Consider the following 16,526-nt stretch of genomic DNA (forward strand, 5'->3'; position numbering starts at 1 on the left):
GCCGCTCAGTTCAGCAGCGCCCGCAGTCCGGCGATGCTGGCCTCGGCCACTTCGTCCGCCCGGCTTTCATCCACCTTGAAGCCTTCGCCGATGAACTCCAGGTCATCCTGGGGCAGTTCTTCGAGAAAGCGGCTTGGTGTGGTGTCCACTTTTTCCCCGAACTGCTTGCGGCTCATGGCGTAGCTGAGGGTCAGGTTGCGCTTGGCCCGGGTGATGCCCACGTACATCAGGCGCCGTTCCTCGACGATGGTGTCTTCCTCGATGCTGGTGCGATGCGGCAACAGCTCTTCCTCGACGCCCATCACGTAGACGTGCGGGTATTCCAGCCCCTTGGCGGCGTGCAGCGTCATCAGCTGCACCTTGTCGCTGTCGTCTTCCTCGTCCTGCTGTTCCAGCATGTCGATCAGCACCAGCTTCGCGATCACCGTTTCCAGATCGGTGGGCTCGTCGTCGTCTTTCTCCAGCATGCGCTGGATGCTGGCCACCAGGCTCCAGACGTTCTCGACGCGTTTTTCGGCCACCCGCGGGCTGGCGCTCTGCTGGTGCAACCAGCCTTCGTAGTCCATGTCGGTGATCAGTTCACGCACCGCCTGCACGCTGTTGTCGCGGAAGCAGAACTCGCGCTTGCGATCCAGCCATTGCTTGAATTCGCGTAGCCGCTCGGCGGCCTTCGGCGCCATCAACTCGCCTACGCCCAGGTCATCGCAGACATGGTAGAGCCCCTGATGGCGCTGCGCCGCCCAGCCGGCCAGTTTTTCCAGCGTGGCCGGGCCGATTTCCCGGCGCGGGGTATTGATGATGCGCAGGAAGGCGTTGTCGTCGTCAGGATTCACCAGCAGGCGCAGGTAGCACATCAGGTCCTTGATTTCCGAGCGTGCAAAGAAGCTCTTGCCGCCGGACACCTTGTAGGGAATCTGCAGTGATTGCAGCTTGGTCTCGATCAGTCGCGACTGGAAGTTGCCACGATAGAGAATGGCGAAGTCCTTCCACTTCAGGCCGCGCTGCAGCCGCTGATGAAACAGGTCCGATGCGATCCAGTCGGTCTCGGCGTCTTCGTCGCGCATGGCCACCACGCGAATCGGATCACCGTAGCCGTAGTCCGACCACAGGGTTTTCTCGAACACATGGGGGTTGTTGCTGATGACCGCATTGGCGGCCTTCAGGATGCGGCCGGTGGAGCGGTAGTTCTGCTCCAGCTTGACCACTTCCAGATTGGGCCAGTCGGTCTGCAATTGCGCCAGGTTTTCCGGTTTCGCGCCGCGCCAGGCGTAGATGGACTGGTCGTCATCGCCCACCACCGTGAAGCGGCCCTCCGGCTCCACCAACATGCGCACCAGTTCGTACTGGGCGCCGTTGGTGTCCTGGTACTCATCCACCAGCATGTAACGGATGCGGTTGCGCCACTTTTCCAGGATGCGCGGCTGCTCGCGGAACAGCACCACCGGCAGCATGATCAGATCGTCGAAATCCACCGCGTTGCAGGCGCGCAGCATGCGGTTGTATTCGCCATAGGCAATGGCCGCCCGCAGCATGTCATCATCTTCCGCCCGACTGACCGCGTCCTCCGGCATGACCAGATCGTTCTTCCAGCTGGAGATGCGCGCATGGATGGCCTCCGCCGCCTGAAGGTCACGCTCGCTGTCGCCCCGGTGCAGCAGCTCCTTGAGCAGCTCACGGCTGTCGGTCTGGTCGAGAATGGAAAAGCCCCGGCGCAGGCCGCTGGCGGCCTGTTCCTGCTTGATGATGCGCAGGCCCAGGTTATGGAAGGTCGAAACGATGAGTCCACGGGTCTCGGCCCGCGACACCAGCGCCGCCACCCGCTCCTTCATCTCCCGCGCGGCCTTGTTGGTAAAGGTCACGGCGGCGATATGCCGGGCACCGATCTGGTGATGCCGGATCAGCCAGGCAATTTTCTGGGTGATCACGCTGGTCTTCCCCGACCCGGCGCCGGCCAGCACCAGCAACGGGCCCTGGGTGTGGGCCACCGCTTCACGTTGTCGGGGGTTCAGGTTATCCAAGGCGCTCTCCGAAGGAAGGCGCCCATGATACGTCAGGAGGAATGTACCTGCACCGGAATCCCGGTCATGAAGGCCTGGTTGCTGAGCCGCTCGTAGCTGCCGGGGCCGCTGGGCAGCAGCACGTTGACGTTGGTGCCCGGGTGCTGCGTGGCCAGGCGCAGGCCGGGGGTGCGCTGGTTGCCCCAGCCATGGACCATGGCGACCACGCCGGGCAGCAGGCTGTCGTCGGCGTGGACCTGTGCCTGCAAGGCGCCCGCGTCGCTGCGTACGGTGACGGAGGCGCCAGCACTGAGGCCGAGGGCCTCCATATCGGCGGGTGACATATGCAGCGGATTGTCCTGCTGATCGGGGCGCTTGAGTTGCGGCACGTTCTGGTACCAGCTGTTGTGCATGTAGTGGGTGCGCAGGTTGATCAACCGGAAGGGCGCTGCCTGCGGGTCTTGCAGTGCAGCGAAGTGAGCGCGCACCGCGCCCATGGCCTCGTGGAATAGCGGGGGGCAGCAATCGACGCGCTTGTCCTCCGTCTGGATCCAGTCCTCGTAAAAACGACCGGCTTCTGGCGCTGACAGCACCACGGTATGCCCGGGTGCTTCGCGCACCGCCTCGACGGACAAGCCGCTGCGGGACAGCATGCGGTCCAGACGCTGGAACAGCGGCGGCTCGCCGCCCTGGTCAAACAGCGACGGCAGGCCCATGGCCTGTAGCAGCCGATGCAGTATCCACCATTCTTCGCGTCGCTCGGCGGCGGGCGGCACCACGGCGTCGGTGTATTGCACAAACGGCTGGGCCTGCATGCCCAGGCCGCAGATATTCAGGTCGCGGCGCTCCAGCATGTCGGCGCAGGGCAGCAGGTAATCGGCCAGCTCACCGGTGGCGTTGCGGAACAGGTCCAGCACCACCACCAGCTCCAGTTTTTCAAAGGCCTGACGCAGACGCTCTTCGCCGGCCATGGACAGGAGGGGATTGCCGGCAAACACGATCAGGGCGCGAATCGGCGCGTCTTCCTGCTCGATCATGTCGGGCAGCAGGTTGCCGGGCAGGATGCCACGCACACGACGCAGCGGACCGTAGTGCTCCGGCAGGTCCGGGTCCTGGAAGCTGATCTGTTCCGGCGCGATGCGACCCGCCTTGGCGGCGGGGTAAAAGCCGGGGGAATAGAGGTTGCCGCCACGCCGGTCAAGATTGCCGGTGACGAACGCCAGCATCTGCAACAGCCAGTAGCACAGGGTGCCGTGGCGGCCCATGTTGACGCCGGTGGACATATGCACGCAGGCGCGCTCGGCGCGGCCGAATTCCAGGGCAATGCGGCGGATGTCGTCGGCAGGAATGCCGGTCACCGGCGCGACCATGTCGGCGTCCCAGGGCGCGATAAAGGCGCGCAGGCCGTCGATATGTTTGCCGTGTTCGCTGATCGCCTGCGTGTCGAACAGATCGGCCTTGTCCAGTTCATGCAGCAGTGCCGCCATGAGATACAGGTCGGTGTCCGGCTTCACCGGCAGCCAGTCGCCGGTGGAGGGCGTGATGGCTTCGATGCGGCGCGGGTTCACGAACCAGATCTGCGCGCCGCGTTTTACCGCCGCGCGGAATTTCGCCATCGGATCGGCGATGGAGACAAAACTCATGTGCGAGACTTTGGGATTCTCACCGAAGATCAGGGCGTAGTCGGTGTGTTCCAGATCCGGCACCGGATGCAGCGTGCTGGTGCCGAATACCGCTTCCGCGCCGGCAAACTTGTTCGAGCAATCCTGCGTGGCCGAACTGAACAGCCGCTGACAGCGCAACTGACGGAGAAACGCCTCCATGGCTTCCGTGCCGAGGGCATTGAAGGCCATGGGGTTGCCGATATAGGCGGCCACCGCGGTGTTGCCGTGGGTCTCGCGGATCATTTGCAGGCGTGTGGCGATATCGCTGAAAGCCTCGTCCCAGTGCACGGTCTCGAAGGCCGCGCCGGGCGCCCGGCCCGGTGCGGTGCGGCGCAGGGGGGCGTCCAGCCGGTCGGGGTCGTTGTGGATGGCGGTGTAGTAGAGGCCCTTGTGGCAGGCAAAGCCCGCCGTGACCGGATGCTCCCGATCGGGTTTCAGGCGGCTGACGTGGCCGTCTTTCACCTCGGCCGTCAGCGCGCAGGAGGGTTCACAGACGCGGCAGAAGGTTCTGGTCATCGGGGTACTCCTTTGGGTCCTCGCCGACGGGCAGGTACTGGCATGATGCCGCAGCCGCAGCGCGAACCCGATACACAAAAGACCGATTGTTGTATGGTGCGCTGGCCCGGCCTGCCGGGTATGCTTTTTCCAGAAGACGTCTCAGCAAAGTGGAAACCGGATTGCGCATGGCTCGCCAACAGGAAGCACAGACGGCCTTTACCTTGGGTGGCGACGTGGCCCCGCAGGATGCTCGCCAGGCGCGCATTCTCGATGCGGCGCTCGCCTCGTTTGTGGAGTTCGGCCTGCGTCGCACCACCATGGAAGATGTGGCCCAGCGAGCCGGCATGGGGCGCGCCACGGTTTACCGCCGTTTCGGCGACAAGGATCAGTTGGTGCAGGCCGTGATCCTGCGCGAATGCCAGCAGCAGCTTGCCCTGATCGAAGCCCGGCTGACCGGCATGACCTCGCCGCTCGACGCCTGGCTGGAAGCGTTCGTGCTGGCCGTGACCGGCGCCCACCGGCACCCCTTGCTGGCGCGGCTACTGGCCACTGAGCCTGAGCATATCCTGCCTTATCTCACCGTGCGCCTGCCCCAGGTGGTGACCTTCAGCCGACTGTATCTGGCCATGCAGATCAGCAAGGCACAGAAGGCGGGCGCCCTCAGTGACCGCCCGGCGGAGGAGATCGCCGAGCTGCTGCTGCGCCTGGTGCAATCGCTGGTGCTCAGCCCGGACGGGGTGATTTCCCCGGCGGACGAGGCCAGTGTGCGACGCTTTGCCGAGACCTTTCTGCGCCCCCTGCTGAGCCCCCCTTGATCGTATATTGACCGGACTCGCCAGCACGCTGGCGTTTTTTGCCGTAAACACGCTTCGGAAACCTGTATCAGGCGCTTGCGCATCGAGACAGTGAGACATATTTTGATATTTATCTCATTCTCTCGGAGTCGTGATGATGTCTGTACACGCCGCACAAGCCGTTCCGGAACGCGCGGTCTCTGAACCCGTCCCCCTGGGGCCGGACTCGCTGACCTGGCAGCATTTCGGCACCTGGCGCTATCACCTGATGTTGCCGCAGGCCTTCGTCATGCAGGTGGCGCATCCGGTGATTGATGCCGGGGTTGGCCAGCATTCCGTATACCGCACCGATCCCTGGGGGCGCGCCAAACGCTCCACGGCACTGCTGTGGCCGGTGGTCTATGCGCGCCCGGAAGAGGCCACGCGCAAGGGCCGCCAGTTGCGGGAAATGCACCGCGAGATCAAAGGTGTGGACAAGCACGGCAAACGCTACTTTGCCCTCGACCCGGAAGCCTACGGCTGGGTGCACTGCACCGGCTACGACGCCAATATCCGCCTGCTGGAACTGTTCGATGTGTCGCCGACCCGCGCCCAGCGCACGCGCCTGTTCCTGGAGTGGCGCCAGATGGGCCGCATGCTGGGCATTCGCGACGACGATCTGCCCGATACCGAACAGGCCTACTGGCAGCATTTCGAGTCCATCATCACCGAGCGTCTGGAAATGGGCGACGTGGCCCAGGACCTGCTGGACGAACGCCATTACCTGCAAACCCCCAAGCCGCCAGGCTCGACAATGCCGGATGCCCTGTGGGGCGCCGTCACCTCGGGGGCGGGCCGTTTGCTGCGCCACAACCTGCTGGGCACCTTGCCGCCGCTGTTTCGTGAGCGCTTCGATATTCCCTGGACTGACCGGGACGAGCGTCGTTTCCGGCTGTGGCGCCGCACGGTGCGCACCACCCACAAGCTGCTGCCGAACTCGATGCGTTATATCCCGCTGGCCCGCGAGGCGCTGCGCGACGTGCGCCGTCATCCGGACGCCTATCAATGGAACACGACCGCCCCGCCACGCGCTGAAGGAGCCCGATAATGCAAAGCAGCAATGCGCCCGCCGTCCCCGCCGAAACCGGCACAGGCCTGCCCTGGCTGGCCACCTACCGCGAGATGGGGGTGGACTGGCATACGGTGCCTCCGGTGCCGGACAAGACATTGTCCGATTACCTGCGGGATCACGCCGGGCAGTTCCCCGAGCGCGAGGCACTGGTGTTTATGGGGCAGGGCCTGACCTACCGGGAACTGGACGCACAGATTGATCGCATGGCGGCGCTGTTGACCGCTCAGGGTTGCCGCAAAGGGGATGTGCTGGGGCTGCATTTGCCGAATATGCCGCAATACGTGGTGGCCTTCGGTGCGGCCGCGCGGCTGGGTATGGTCTGCACCAGCATTTCACCGCTGATGACGCCGACGGAAGTCGCACATCAGGGTAACGATGCGCGGGTGCGTGTGCTGCTGACTCTGCAGCCCCTGTGGGAGCAGGTCATACAACATGCTGCGGATAATATCCGTTCGCTGGATACCGTGCTGGTGTCCGGCCCGGGCGATTACCTCGGCGCGCCCTTTACGGGTCTGAAGGCCCAGGTGGGTGAGCGGGTGCGTGTGTTGTCGCTGGCGGATCAGCTGGCGAGTGCCGGCCAGGCGCCAGCCCCGGTGCGGGTCAGCCTGGACGATGTGCTCTATCTGCAGTACACCGGCGGCACCACCGGCGCACCCAAAGGCGCGCGGCTGACGTCCGCCAACCTGTTCACCAATAACATCCAGGCGGATGTGTTTTACGGCTATCGCCTTGGTCAGGAAACTGTGGCCTCCGCATTCCCCCTGTTTCATATCGGCGGTGCTGCGGTGTTGTTCAACGCGCTGCGCACGGCGTCGACGTTCCTGCTGATTCCTGATCCGCGTGATATCGCGCATTTCGTGGGCGAGATGCAGAAACGCACCCCGACCATCATTGCAGCGGTGCCCGCGCTCTACCAGATGCTGTGCCAGCACGAAGGCTTCCGCGGCCTTGATTTTTCGCAGCTGCGCACGGCGGTGTCCGGCGCCGCACCCTTTGCCAGGGAAGACATCGAACGGCTTGCTGCAATCATTGGCGAGAACAAGTTCTGCGAAGTGTACGGCATGACCGAAACCAGCCCGGTGCAGACCCTGAATCCTGCCCGGCGTTTCAAGCCGGGCAGCGTCGGAGTGCCCTTGCCCGGCACGCGGGTGCGCATTGTCGATACCGAAACCGGCAAACAGATGTCCGCAGGCGAGCCCGGTGAAGTGACCGTGGCCGGGCCGCAGGTGATGAGCGGCTATCTGGCCATGCCCGACGCCACGGCCGATGCCCTGCGTCAGCATGATGGTCTGACCTGGATGTACACCGGCGATATCGGCTACCTGGACGACGAGGGCTACCTGACGATCTGCGATCGCAGCAAGGACATGCTGATTGTCGGGGGCTACAAGGTGTTCTCCGTGGAAGTGGAAAACACCATCCAGGCGCTGTCGTGGGTGGCGCTGTGTGCCGTCGTCGGGCGCGCGGATGAACAGCGGCCGGGTAACGATATCGTGCAGCTTTATGTACAGGCCCTGCCCGGCGACATGCGAGACGAGGAAGCGCGTCGTAACGAGCTGATGGGTCGTTGTCGTGAGCGGCTGTCGCCCTACAAGGTGCCGCGCGAGATTTTCATTGTGGAAGCCATACCCCTCACCTCGGTGGGCAAGATCGACAAGAAAGCCCTGAGGAAAACGTAAGCGAACCTGACCCAAGGTGATGTCATGAAAATAATAACCGGTATGCAGCTCGCCACGGCCTTTATGGTGGCGGCAATATTGCAGGGGTGCGGTGCGTTGCGCGCCCCGGATTTTGAAGTGGCGGATGCTGAGCATCTGGAGGAGTGGCAGATCGAAGGGCGCCTCGACCTGCGCGGCGAACACGGGCGTGAGCGTGCCTGGTTTCGCTACACGCAGGTGGATGGCGGTTACAGCCTGGCGCTGATGCTCAAGGACCCCGTTGCAGAACCGGATGTCGTGCTCAGCGCGGTGGACCTGTTCGATGGCGCCGCCGAGATTCGCGCCCGCGATCACGAGGCCGCTGCCCTGGCGCGCCAGTTGCGCGATACCCTGCCGATGTCGCATCTGGCGTTCTGGCTGCGTGGTCTGCCTGCCACCCCTGAAGCTGAAATGGACTTCGGTGCACCGGGCCTGCTGACCCGTATGCGCGAAGACGAGTGGGATATCCACTACCGTGACCACATGCGCGTGCATGATTATCTTCTGCCGGAGCGTATGCGTCTGACCCGCAACGGTACACGACTTGATCTGGATATGGTGCGTGCGGAAACCGGTTACCTTTCCGGGCCGTGCCCGCAAGACTTCCTGCCTCAGGCGCTCACGCAGAACGCGCAGGGAGACCTGTCGAACGGCAAAACTGCCAGTGCGGCGTCGAGCCGCGACCGGGTGCGGGAGCTGGTGCCGGAAGACGGTTCTGCGCCGATGGCGCGATGGGTAGATCGCGAAGCCTTCTGCGCACAATTGTACCGGGTGCATGGCCGCATCCCCGACGGCCGCATCGGCCTGTTCGGGCCGGACTCCATGATGTGGACACTGCAGGCGCCGATGGCACCGGGCGCCTTCGGTGCCGGACGGGCGCTGCTGCTGCAGAACGCCCACCCGTGGATTACCCAGGGCATCGATGAGCACTCGGTGGTACGTGAGGATGCGTTAGGCCGCGCGCGGCGTACGTTCCAACACGTTTTCACCATGATCTACGGCAGCATGCCCCAGGTGATGCGCTCCGCCAATCAGGTGCACGCCATCCACGAGGCCATCGAAGGCGAGATGGACTACGATGCCGGCGCTTTCAAACGCGGCACCGAGTATCGCGCCAACGAAATCAACGCCATGATCTGGGTGCACGCCACCCTGTGGGAAACCCTGGCGATGATGTATGAGCAGCTCAAGGGCAAGCTCACGGACGAGCAGAAAGAGCAGTTCTATCAGGAGACCAAACTGTTCGCGATGCTGTTCGGCATTCCCGAGGAGGCCTTGCCGCAGGACTGGGACGAATTTATCGCTTACAACGAAGCCATGTGGGCCAGTCCCCAGCTTACGGTGACTGAGGCCACGATCCAGTTGCGCGATGATCTGTTCAAGCCGCAATCCGTGCTGCTGATTTTCCCCATGTGGGTGCAGAAGATCTCGACCGCGGCCAATCTGCCGCCGGAAGTGCGCGAGCAATATGACATGAACTACGGCGCCTGGCAGCGGATGAACTATTTCTGGATCAGGAACAGCGCCCGTGTGGGCTCCTGGGTGCTGCCCGGCCGTATCGAGAACAACCCGTTTCATCATGAAGCCCATGCCCGGCTGGAAGGGGAGCGTGTCGGCCCCTATCAGCGCTGGCTGATTCGTATGCTGATGGATCAGGAAAGGTTGGTGAACTGATGCGGCGCCGGGCAATGCTGGCTGTGGCAGTGCTGTGTACGCTGGCGTCGGTTGCCGGGGCCTATACCGGTCATATCCGCTATATGTCACAGGACGAGTTCCTGTCGTGGGCGTTCCCCGAGGCGTCACCACGCATGCAGTTCGTCATGATGAATGCGGGCTTGCGCGATGAAGCCGCTCATATCATGCAGCGGCGTGTCAGCGTGGCGCGCCAGCGCTACTGGCAGGCCGACGACCGAACCGCCTGGATCATGGAAGAGATTGGCAAGGAGTACCCCATCACCATGGGCTTCGTGGTGGGCCCGGAGGGCATCGAGCATGTACGCATTCTGGTCTACCGGGAGCCCCGTGGTGGCGAAGTGCATGAGCGCTTTTTCACCCGCCAGTTCGAAGGTGCGGTGCTGGCCAACGGTAACCGTCTGGATCGACCGATCGACAATATTACCGGTGCGACGCTCTCGGTGGATGCGGTAACGCGCGTGGCGCGTCTGGTGCTGCGCCTGCATGAAGAGGCCATGCGCTGATGGCCGCCTCGCGACGTGGCCGCTGGATGCGCTGGCATCGCTGGCTGGGCCTGGCGCTGTGGTTGCCGATCCTGTTTCTGGTCATCACCGGTGTGCTGATCGGCGTCAGCGATCTGCGCGGTTGGCAGCATGAGCCGGTGCAGGCGCGCCTGTTGTCGTCACTCTACGGTGTGCCACCCGATGTGCCCGCCACCGGGTACCGTGTTGGCGATCACTGGCTGACGCAGCAGGGCGGTCGTCTGCGCTTCAATGCCGAAGGCGTCGCGCGTTGTGCCGATACGCTGGTGGGCGCGGTGCGCTATCAGCATCTGGTTGCTGCATTGTGTGGCGAAACGCTGATCCTGCTGGATGACGAGGCTACGCTGGTCGAGATAATGAGCGGTGCGCCAGCGCGTGGGCGACGCCTGGGAACGGATCAGGCCGGACACCTGGTGCTGACGACCGGCACCGGTCAGCATGCGTTCGATGATTTCTCCGGCGCATGGCATGACCGCACCGCAGAGGACGCCGCGTGGGCACACGAGCGCCCGCTGCCCGTTGCCTTGCGGGATCAACTGGCGCAGGGGGCGCCATTGCCCGGCATCAGTCGCGAACGAGTGGTACTGGATCTGCACAGCGGGCGTCTGTTCGGCCGCGCCGGTGTCTGGGTGGTGAATGCTGCCGCCATCCTGATGGCATTGCTGGCCTTGACCGGTGCCTGGACCTGGCTGGGGCGTTGGCGCCGACATTGAATCAGGGCACCAGCGTAATGGTGCTGCGCAGGGTAGCGCCGGGAATCACTATTTCGCCGAGCCGATTACCGCCAAAATAAACGTCGCCCCGCAGGACCTGTCCGGCATCCATCAGTCCCAGACCGGTGGTGCCCTGGGCCAGCCGGGGGGCGGCGCTGGCACCGATGCGTATCTGGTTTGATAACGTCAGGCTGGGCGGTGAGCCAGGCTGCTTCTCGCCCGCCGCCAGTACCTCAAGACGACCTTCTTCGAGCGTGATGTCCCCGCGCAGGTCGGCGAAGGTGAGTGCTACATCGGGACGGCCCGCTTCGTAGATGCTGTACCAGCTGCCCTGGCCGCTGGCGTGCAGGTCAGACGCCGCGTCATGGAGTGGCTCCAGGCGCATGGCGGCGCTGTAAGCAAGATGGTGTGCTCCCGCCGGGGGTGGCGACAGCCGGAAGTTGATCAGCCCTTCAAGATTCAGATCGGAACCGGCAATACGCACGACATCGGCACCGTCCGGCAGGCGAGCCATGCCGAGCAAGCCGCTGAACTGCATTCGGGTGCGGGGCGATAGCAGGTCGATGCCTCCGCTTTCAGGATCGTCGTCATCCATATTGCGAATCCAGATGCGTGTATCGTCAGCGGCGAGCAGGAAGCTTGAGCCCATGAAGCCGATGCCCATATTGACATCCCGATCACAGCCCGGGAGATCGGCTTCGCAGGTGTCGGCGATCATGAAATGCGCACCGTTGGCCCAGTTGTACCCTTGCGTGTCCCCGGCAAAGGTCTGACTCATCAACAGGATGTCAGCCATGAACCCGTGATGGCGGCTGCCGGCACCGGGAGAGGATTCATTGCCCCCGGGGTAGAGCGCGATATTGGCGTTGATATTCGGCAACGTGTAGATCAGCCCCCATCGATAATCCTGCGGGGCAGCGCCCAACGGGTCCACTCGCACCTGACTGGCATAGGCCAAAAGCTGGCCGTCGCGTAGCAGTATCATCAGGGTGTCGCCGTCCGAGCGGTTTATCGGGCCTGGATAACCGCTGACCTGGCCATGGACCAGAGAAAGGTATTGGCCGCCAGCCGCAGAGCAGCCACTGCCGTGCACGTTGGCGCCCCAGCATAGGCCGCCGGGACCGTGTGCGCCAGCGGGGACGACGTCAAAGGTGAGCGGGAAGGAGAAGCCCAGCGGTACCGGGTCGCCGTTGCTGTCCTGCAGGTTGCGCCAGTCCATGAAATCCAGCGCCATACGGTTGTCGCCGACGCGTCCGATACGCCATCGCATATCCTGCTCGGGGTCAAAAACATGCTGGTTGCCGGTGTTGTAATTCCAGCCGATATTGAGGTGCAAGCCGTCGGTGCGCGTATGCGTGTCGTACTGCCCGTCGGCCTCCGTGCCGTCCCATACGCCGCCAGTGCCGAGCAACACCTCGGTATCGTAGAGCCTGCCCTGCCACCCCAGATGCAGCAGCGGCAGGTCATGGGCGCCGTCCTGATAGCGCCAGTCGAACGCCAGTGCATAGTCGACCTGCCCCGCAACGCGAAGCCCCTGTTCTGTCAGGCTGACGGTGCCCGCTGGCAAATCCCAGAGAAAATGCAAGTTGTCCAGCGAAATGCCAGTGCTGGACGTATCTGTGGGGCGATAGCCCAGATGCGCGTCGTCCAGCGACAGCCGCAACCGGGCCAGTCCCTCCGAAGGGTCGGCATCCCGAAACAGACCCTGATTTTGCAGCAGAAAATCATAGCGGCCGTCCAGCGTCCAGCTACCGAAATGCCGGGTGCTGTTACCCAGGTCCAGTGCGGCCATTTCGAAGCGTGTGGGGGCCATGGACAGGGCCAGGGAGAGATATCCATCGCCATCACGGGCACCGGCATCCAGTGACAGATCGAGCCATGATGTGGCAGGGGACAGAGGTGTGTAGCGAATGTCTCGTGCACGCAACGTGCCAGCATCCGGTGTGCCGGGGTCGGCGTGAATGACGACGCTGTCAGCGCCGATGCCCATGCCGGAAAGCACGACCGAGATGCCGTCATGCCCGCTGACGTCAGCAAGCTGGGTATCGTTCAGCGGCTGCATTGCCGCAGCAGCGCAGGGCAGAAGCAGGCAGCCTGCCCAGAGAGCGGCGTTATCCAGGGGGCTCTTAACAGAACGTGCTGCTGCCATAGCAGTTCCTTGCAGGGCGGAGCGCGAACTCGGCGTTCTCGATCAGGTAGCCGGGTGGTCCCAGCAACTGAAGCGCATTGCCAATGGATAAGGTGCCGAGATTGCTGGACGGGTTGTAGACGTCCAGCAGCTTGACGCTGGGAGCGTTGAGCCACCAGCCTGTGTTCGCAGGCACGGCATAAGCGCTATTGCATCGGGGTGTGGCAAAGCCCGATACGGCGCAGGCATCAAAGGCGGTGTCCATGGTGCCATCCGCGATCATTTCCTGAATGGGGGTCTGTTTGCTGTAGCGTGGATAGGCAACCGGTTCTCTTTGGAATGACAGGAAGAAATCACCGGTGTCCTCGAACGTCAGCTTGTGGAGTAACCGCAAATCAGCCTTGAGCTGCGCCGAAACGGTATTCAGGCCGATCAATTCCAGAAAAGCCGTTATCCCACTGCCGGTGAGATCGAGTTCTGCAGCGCGCAGGCCCAGTGACTGCATTCGCGTGCCTGCCAGATCAACAAAGAAAGCATCATTGCGGCCGCTGCCACACAAGTCGCCGCCGTACTCGGTTCGGCCCACGCAGCCCGTGGCATTCAATGGCAAGGTAAAGGACAGGCAGGTGGACCCGACCATGATGCCAGCGCAAACCCTTGCCTCTACGCCCATGGTCAATGACATTTCGGCGCCCAGGAAGCCACTGACGCTATTGATGCCGGAATGACAGCCCACCACGCCAGCGCCGGTCGAGGCAGAAGGGTTGCACTGGTTTGAAAGCATGTTCTCCTGGTTGGTAACGGCTTGCTCGTAGACTCGCCCTATGCTCAGGGCGCCGTCTGCGCTTTGCGACCCGATCTTGATGCCAATGACCTCGCGTAGTGCCGGGTCATGGTCATTGCGTACCGCCAGCTCGATGTAGGGCCGCTTCAGCACAAAAGCACTCATGGGGTCGCCGAGATCTGTGCCATCACGCCCCATCAATGTGGCATAGTCGATGTCAATATCACACCCTGCGTATCCGGACAGATGATCGTTGATGCCGCCGCAGCCTAACTGAAGTTTTGAAATGTTCATGTTCAGTTCGAGTTCCCCTTCGAGACCCATGCGATAGAAGGTGAAGGGGGTCGAGAACGGGTTGCTTCCGGGCAGCTCGGTGCCGCTGATCTTGTCGGTAACAATCAGTCCCTGGGCCATGACATCGCCGAGCGCTTCATCTTCCAGGGGTGCCAGTCCGGTGTAGGGAAGTGCCGGCATGTGTTGATTCGCAGAGGCCTGATCGGGTATGGCGGCAGCCGCAAGAACGGGCAGAGCGCCTCCGAGCAGCGCAAGGCTGAGCGTTGAAAATAACGTCTTAATAGCCATACATCTGCATCCTGCCGTCAAACCGCATCCTTGCTGCTCCGCCGTCGCCGTAGGGACCATCTGCCATGCGGATGCCGAGCGCTGAGCCGGTAATGTTGTCATCCAGGTAGCCGGTGCTGCCGAACTCAGCGGTGATTCGTTCAACAGAGAAATAGAAATACAGGTCGTCATACCAGCTCGTATTGGCGGCGATATCGCTGTGATCGAAAGACAGCTGCAAGACAGGTACGTCATCCGGATCGAAGTCGGCAGGGAAGCGAGCCTGGCAGGCCGCGTCGCAGTACCCGGAAGGTGTCTCGGGTGTGCGCGCCGAGTCGACCCGCAAGGCGTTTATGGATAGCGCGCCGTGATAATCCTTGAGTACCAGCCAGCCATCATCAATGTCGTTGAATTTCAGGGCTAGACGGCAATCCGGTGTGCCGTTGCTGTGCTCGGCTGCGGTGGGGCAGGCCACAGGCGTGATATTGCCCAGCGCATCCATGTCGACATTAATCAGAAATTCGAAATGGAGTCCTATTCCCTGTTGCGCCGACACCTCTGCCAGGTCCTGATCGTCAAGCGGTTGCAAAGACCCGGCGGCGGCACCGCTGCTGAACATCCACAGAGCCAACAGGCGCTTCACAGGTTGGCACCGTAACTGGTGAAACGGATATGGTTAATCAGCATGCCTTCTATACGCGAGTCACCCAGGTTGGCGGTGTTGGTGCGAATAACCGGCTGCGAATGTGCTGCGGCGGGTGCGTGGCCAAAATAATGCGCTGGATTGACGCGGCTGACGTTGGTGATCGCCGCGCTGATGCTGAAGGCGCCACCATAGCCGCAGTTGAAGCGGGCGTTGCCAGTGGTCCCCGGTGTGCAGGATGCCGAGCCAACATAGTATCGGCCGGTTTGTCCGTGGCCGCTTCCCGCCGGGGTGTAAGCCCCGCCGCTTCCACCACTGCATCCGCTGCCTGTATGGCTGGGGCAGGTGTACTCGAACGTGCCAGGACGCACATCCACTGCAGTCAGGCGGTAGGCGTAGGCATCGAACGTCTGCCCTTCGCGCGCGCGGAAGAAGATGCCGCTGTCGATGGCATTGTAGGCATTGCGGGTGGCGTTGACGCTGGTGGGCGGGTTCGGACAGCCCACGCCCTGGCAAGGGAACCAGTTGCCCCAGCGGGAATAGCCATGGGTGACAAAGTAATTGTCCGGCACGGCGGTGGCGGGAGTGGCGCCGGGTGTGTGGTGCAACAGCGCTGCGCGCGCAGTGATGTAGCCAGCGTCCGGAGCGTCGGGAACAGCGAGGCTGTAAAAACGGCGCCATACTGCCGGCTGATCCTCCGGCAACTTCGGTATCTCAAGGATGAAGTTGCCGTCGTTGATGGTATTGCCCTCAGCATCGCGGGGCACATTGAGTACCAGGGCCTGATAGAAAAGTTGGCCCAGGGGCACGTAGGCGTCGACGTTGCGGAAGTGCAAGCCTTCGTGCGGTTCGAAGGCCACGGGTATGCCGAGTTGATCTGAGGCGCTGGCCGCTGTTTGTGCCATGCTGAAACGGAAGTCACCTTGCAGATGACTGTGATACATGAGCGCCAGTGTCTCGTTGCCGGGCTCGGTAAACTGGAACAGACGCAGTACGCTGTTGGCGGCGCTGCCCTGGATAATCGTCTGGCTCTTGAGGAGCCCATTGTTGGCGAGCGTGTCCGGATTTCTGCCTACCTCGATTTCACCCCAGAACGCAAAGCGATAGTCTTCCTGCCGGGTGGGCGCCAGAAGCTCGAGCACGGTGTGTGCTTCGCTGGTACTGCCTGACCAGGTAATAATGCCGTTGCCAATATCTCCGGCCGCGGCGCCGAGGCCGCTGTAATCCTGAACACGCAATACATAAGGGTTGTCGTGTGCAGCAAAGTGGCTGATGGTATTGCCGCGCGGGCAACCGAGGCCGTTGGCGCCCTGGCCGTTGCAGGGGTCCATGTTGCCGCCGCTTTCTGTCCAGGTGTAGCCGGGGCCAACAGCGGAAACACTGACGCCGTACCAACGTAAATCGCCGCGTTGCCAGTTGGTGTCGGGGTCAGTGCCACTGCCGATCTGTTCGAAGTAACTGGTGGGTTGGGTCAGCCAACGAAAATCTTCCCAGGTAAAGGTAATCCCCGCGCCATCCACTTCGGCCAGCTCCTCATCCATAAGCAGCGTCATGCCATCGCCAACCAGCGCGTTGGCAGCGGATAGCACGGGGTAAGTCATCGCAAGGATCAGGATTGCGATGAACATACAGTTAACACTTGTATGCTCAGCTGTGGCATTCATTGCCTTCTTCTTGTTGTTCTGTGGTTGTTATTATCAATCTGCATGGGACGGAGAGC

12 protein-coding genes are annotated in these 16,526 nt (G+C 62.6%); 6 read left to right on the plus strand and 6 right to left on the minus strand.

Going from position 1 to position 16,526, the window contains the following annotated elements; all coding sequences use genetic code 11:
- Positions 1-5 precede the first annotated feature (5 nt).
- Positions 6-2,018: a DNA helicase Rep gene (gene rep / locus DKW65_RS00755; RefSeq protein WP_111655453.1), complete on the minus strand. Its 2,013-nt coding sequence runs from the start codon at positions 2,016-2,018 to the stop codon at positions 6-8.
- 32 nt (positions 2,019-2,050) lie between these two features.
- The gene (locus tag DKW65_RS00760) at positions 2,051-4,177 is read right to left on the minus strand and encodes a molybdopterin-containing oxidoreductase family protein (RefSeq protein WP_111655454.1); all 2,127 of its coding nucleotides are present in this window, start codon (positions 4,175-4,177) and stop codon (positions 2,051-2,053) included.
- A gap of 167 nt (positions 4,178-4,344) precedes the next feature.
- Here DKW65_RS00760 and DKW65_RS00765 point away from each other — a divergent pair, with 167 nt between their 5' ends.
- The 6 genes from DKW65_RS00765 (at position 4,345) to DKW65_RS00790 (ending at position 10,690) form a co-directional block, all read left to right on the plus strand.
- Complete coding sequence (locus DKW65_RS00765) at positions 4,345-4,974, plus strand: TetR/AcrR family transcriptional regulator (RefSeq protein WP_111655455.1); 630 nt, start codon at positions 4,345-4,347, stop codon at positions 4,972-4,974.
- 133 nt (positions 4,975-5,107) lie between these two features.
- Positions 5,108-6,040 (plus strand): oxygenase MpaB family protein, encoded by a 933-nt coding sequence (locus DKW65_RS00770; RefSeq protein WP_111655456.1) that lies wholly within the window; start codon positions 5,108-5,110, stop codon positions 6,038-6,040.
- Positions 6,040-7,743 carry an AMP-binding protein gene (locus DKW65_RS00775; protein ID WP_245932362.1) on the plus strand — a complete coding sequence of 568 codons (1,704 nt, stop codon included), beginning with the start codon at positions 6,040-6,042 and terminating at the stop codon, positions 7,741-7,743. Before DKW65_RS00770 ends, DKW65_RS00775 begins: the two co-directional genes overlap by 1 nt.
- A 24-nt stretch (positions 7,744-7,767) precedes the next feature.
- Entirely contained in the window at positions 7,768-9,435 is a 1,668-nt protein-coding gene (locus DKW65_RS00780; RefSeq protein WP_111655457.1) for a lipoprotein insertase outer membrane protein LolB, read from the plus strand.
- 14 nt (positions 9,436-9,449) lie between these two features.
- Positions 9,450-9,959, plus strand: coding sequence for an FMN-binding protein (locus tag DKW65_RS00785; protein WP_111655458.1), 510 nt, complete (start codon positions 9,450-9,452; stop codon positions 9,957-9,959).
- Positions 9,959-10,690, plus strand: a complete 732-nt coding sequence (locus DKW65_RS00790) for a PepSY domain-containing protein (RefSeq protein ID WP_111655459.1) — start codon at positions 9,959-9,961, stop codon at positions 10,688-10,690. The genes DKW65_RS00785 and DKW65_RS00790 overlap by 1 nt, the downstream gene beginning before the upstream one ends.
- 1 nt (position 10,691) lies before the next feature.
- Here DKW65_RS00790 and DKW65_RS00795 read toward each other — a convergent pair whose 3' ends face one another.
- Genes DKW65_RS00795 through DKW65_RS00810 form a run of 4 tightly spaced genes read right to left on the minus strand, consistent with a single transcriptional unit; the run spans position 10,692 to position 16,407 of the window.
- Positions 10,692-12,839, minus strand: coding sequence for a DUF6160 family protein (locus DKW65_RS00795; protein WP_162925625.1), 2,148 nt, complete (start codon positions 12,837-12,839; stop codon positions 10,692-10,694).
- On the minus strand, positions 12,817-14,184 hold the full coding sequence (locus DKW65_RS00800; RefSeq protein ID WP_162925626.1) for a hypothetical protein: 1,368 nt from the start codon (positions 14,182-14,184) through the stop codon (positions 12,817-12,819). Before DKW65_RS00800 ends, DKW65_RS00795 begins: the two co-directional genes overlap by 23 nt.
- Entirely contained in the window at positions 14,174-14,806 is a 633-nt protein-coding gene (locus DKW65_RS00805; protein WP_111655462.1) for a hypothetical protein, read from the minus strand. The genes DKW65_RS00800 and DKW65_RS00805 overlap by 11 nt, the downstream gene beginning before the upstream one ends.
- Complete coding sequence (locus DKW65_RS00810; RefSeq protein ID WP_162925627.1) at positions 14,803-16,407, minus strand: hypothetical protein; 1,605 nt, start codon at positions 16,405-16,407, stop codon at positions 14,803-14,805. The genes DKW65_RS00805 and DKW65_RS00810 overlap by 4 nt, the downstream gene beginning before the upstream one ends.
- Positions 16,408-16,526: the final 119 nt, after the last annotated feature.

Source organism: Isoalcanivorax indicus (genome assembly GCF_003259185.1).
GTDB classification, from domain to species: Bacteria; Pseudomonadota; Gammaproteobacteria; order Pseudomonadales; family Alcanivoracaceae; genus Isoalcanivorax; species Isoalcanivorax indicus.

Coding starts and splice junctions, on each gene's coding strand:
- DKW65_RS00795 (WP_162925625.1), bottom strand. CDS start 12,839: ATGGCAGCAGCACGTTCTGTTAAGAGCCCCCTGGATAACGCCGCTCTC.
- DKW65_RS00765 (WP_111655455.1), top strand. CDS start 4,345: ATGGCTCGCCAACAGGAAGCACAGACGGCCTTTACCTTGGGTGGCGAC.
- DKW65_RS00770 (WP_111655456.1), top strand. CDS start 5,108: ATGATGTCTGTACACGCCGCACAAGCCGTTCCGGAACGCGCGGTCTCT.
- DKW65_RS00810 (WP_162925627.1), bottom strand. CDS start 16,407: ATGACTTACCCCGTGCTATCCGCTGCCAACGCGCTGGTTGGCGATGGC.
- DKW65_RS00760 (WP_111655454.1), bottom strand. CDS start 4,177: ATGACCAGAACCTTCTGCCGCGTCTGTGAACCCTCCTGCGCGCTGACG.
- DKW65_RS00785 (WP_111655458.1), top strand. CDS start 9,450: ATGCTGGCTGTGGCAGTGCTGTGTACGCTGGCGTCGGTTGCCGGGGCC.
- DKW65_RS00800 (WP_162925626.1), bottom strand. CDS start 14,184: ATGGCTATTAAGACGTTATTTTCAACGCTCAGCCTTGCGCTGCTCGGA.
- DKW65_RS00780 (WP_111655457.1), top strand. CDS start 7,768: ATGAAAATAATAACCGGTATGCAGCTCGCCACGGCCTTTATGGTGGCG.
- DKW65_RS00790 (WP_111655459.1), top strand. CDS start 9,959: ATGGCCGCCTCGCGACGTGGCCGCTGGATGCGCTGGCATCGCTGGCTG.
- DKW65_RS00775 (WP_245932362.1), top strand. CDS start 6,040: ATGCAAAGCAGCAATGCGCCCGCCGTCCCCGCCGAAACCGGCACAGGC.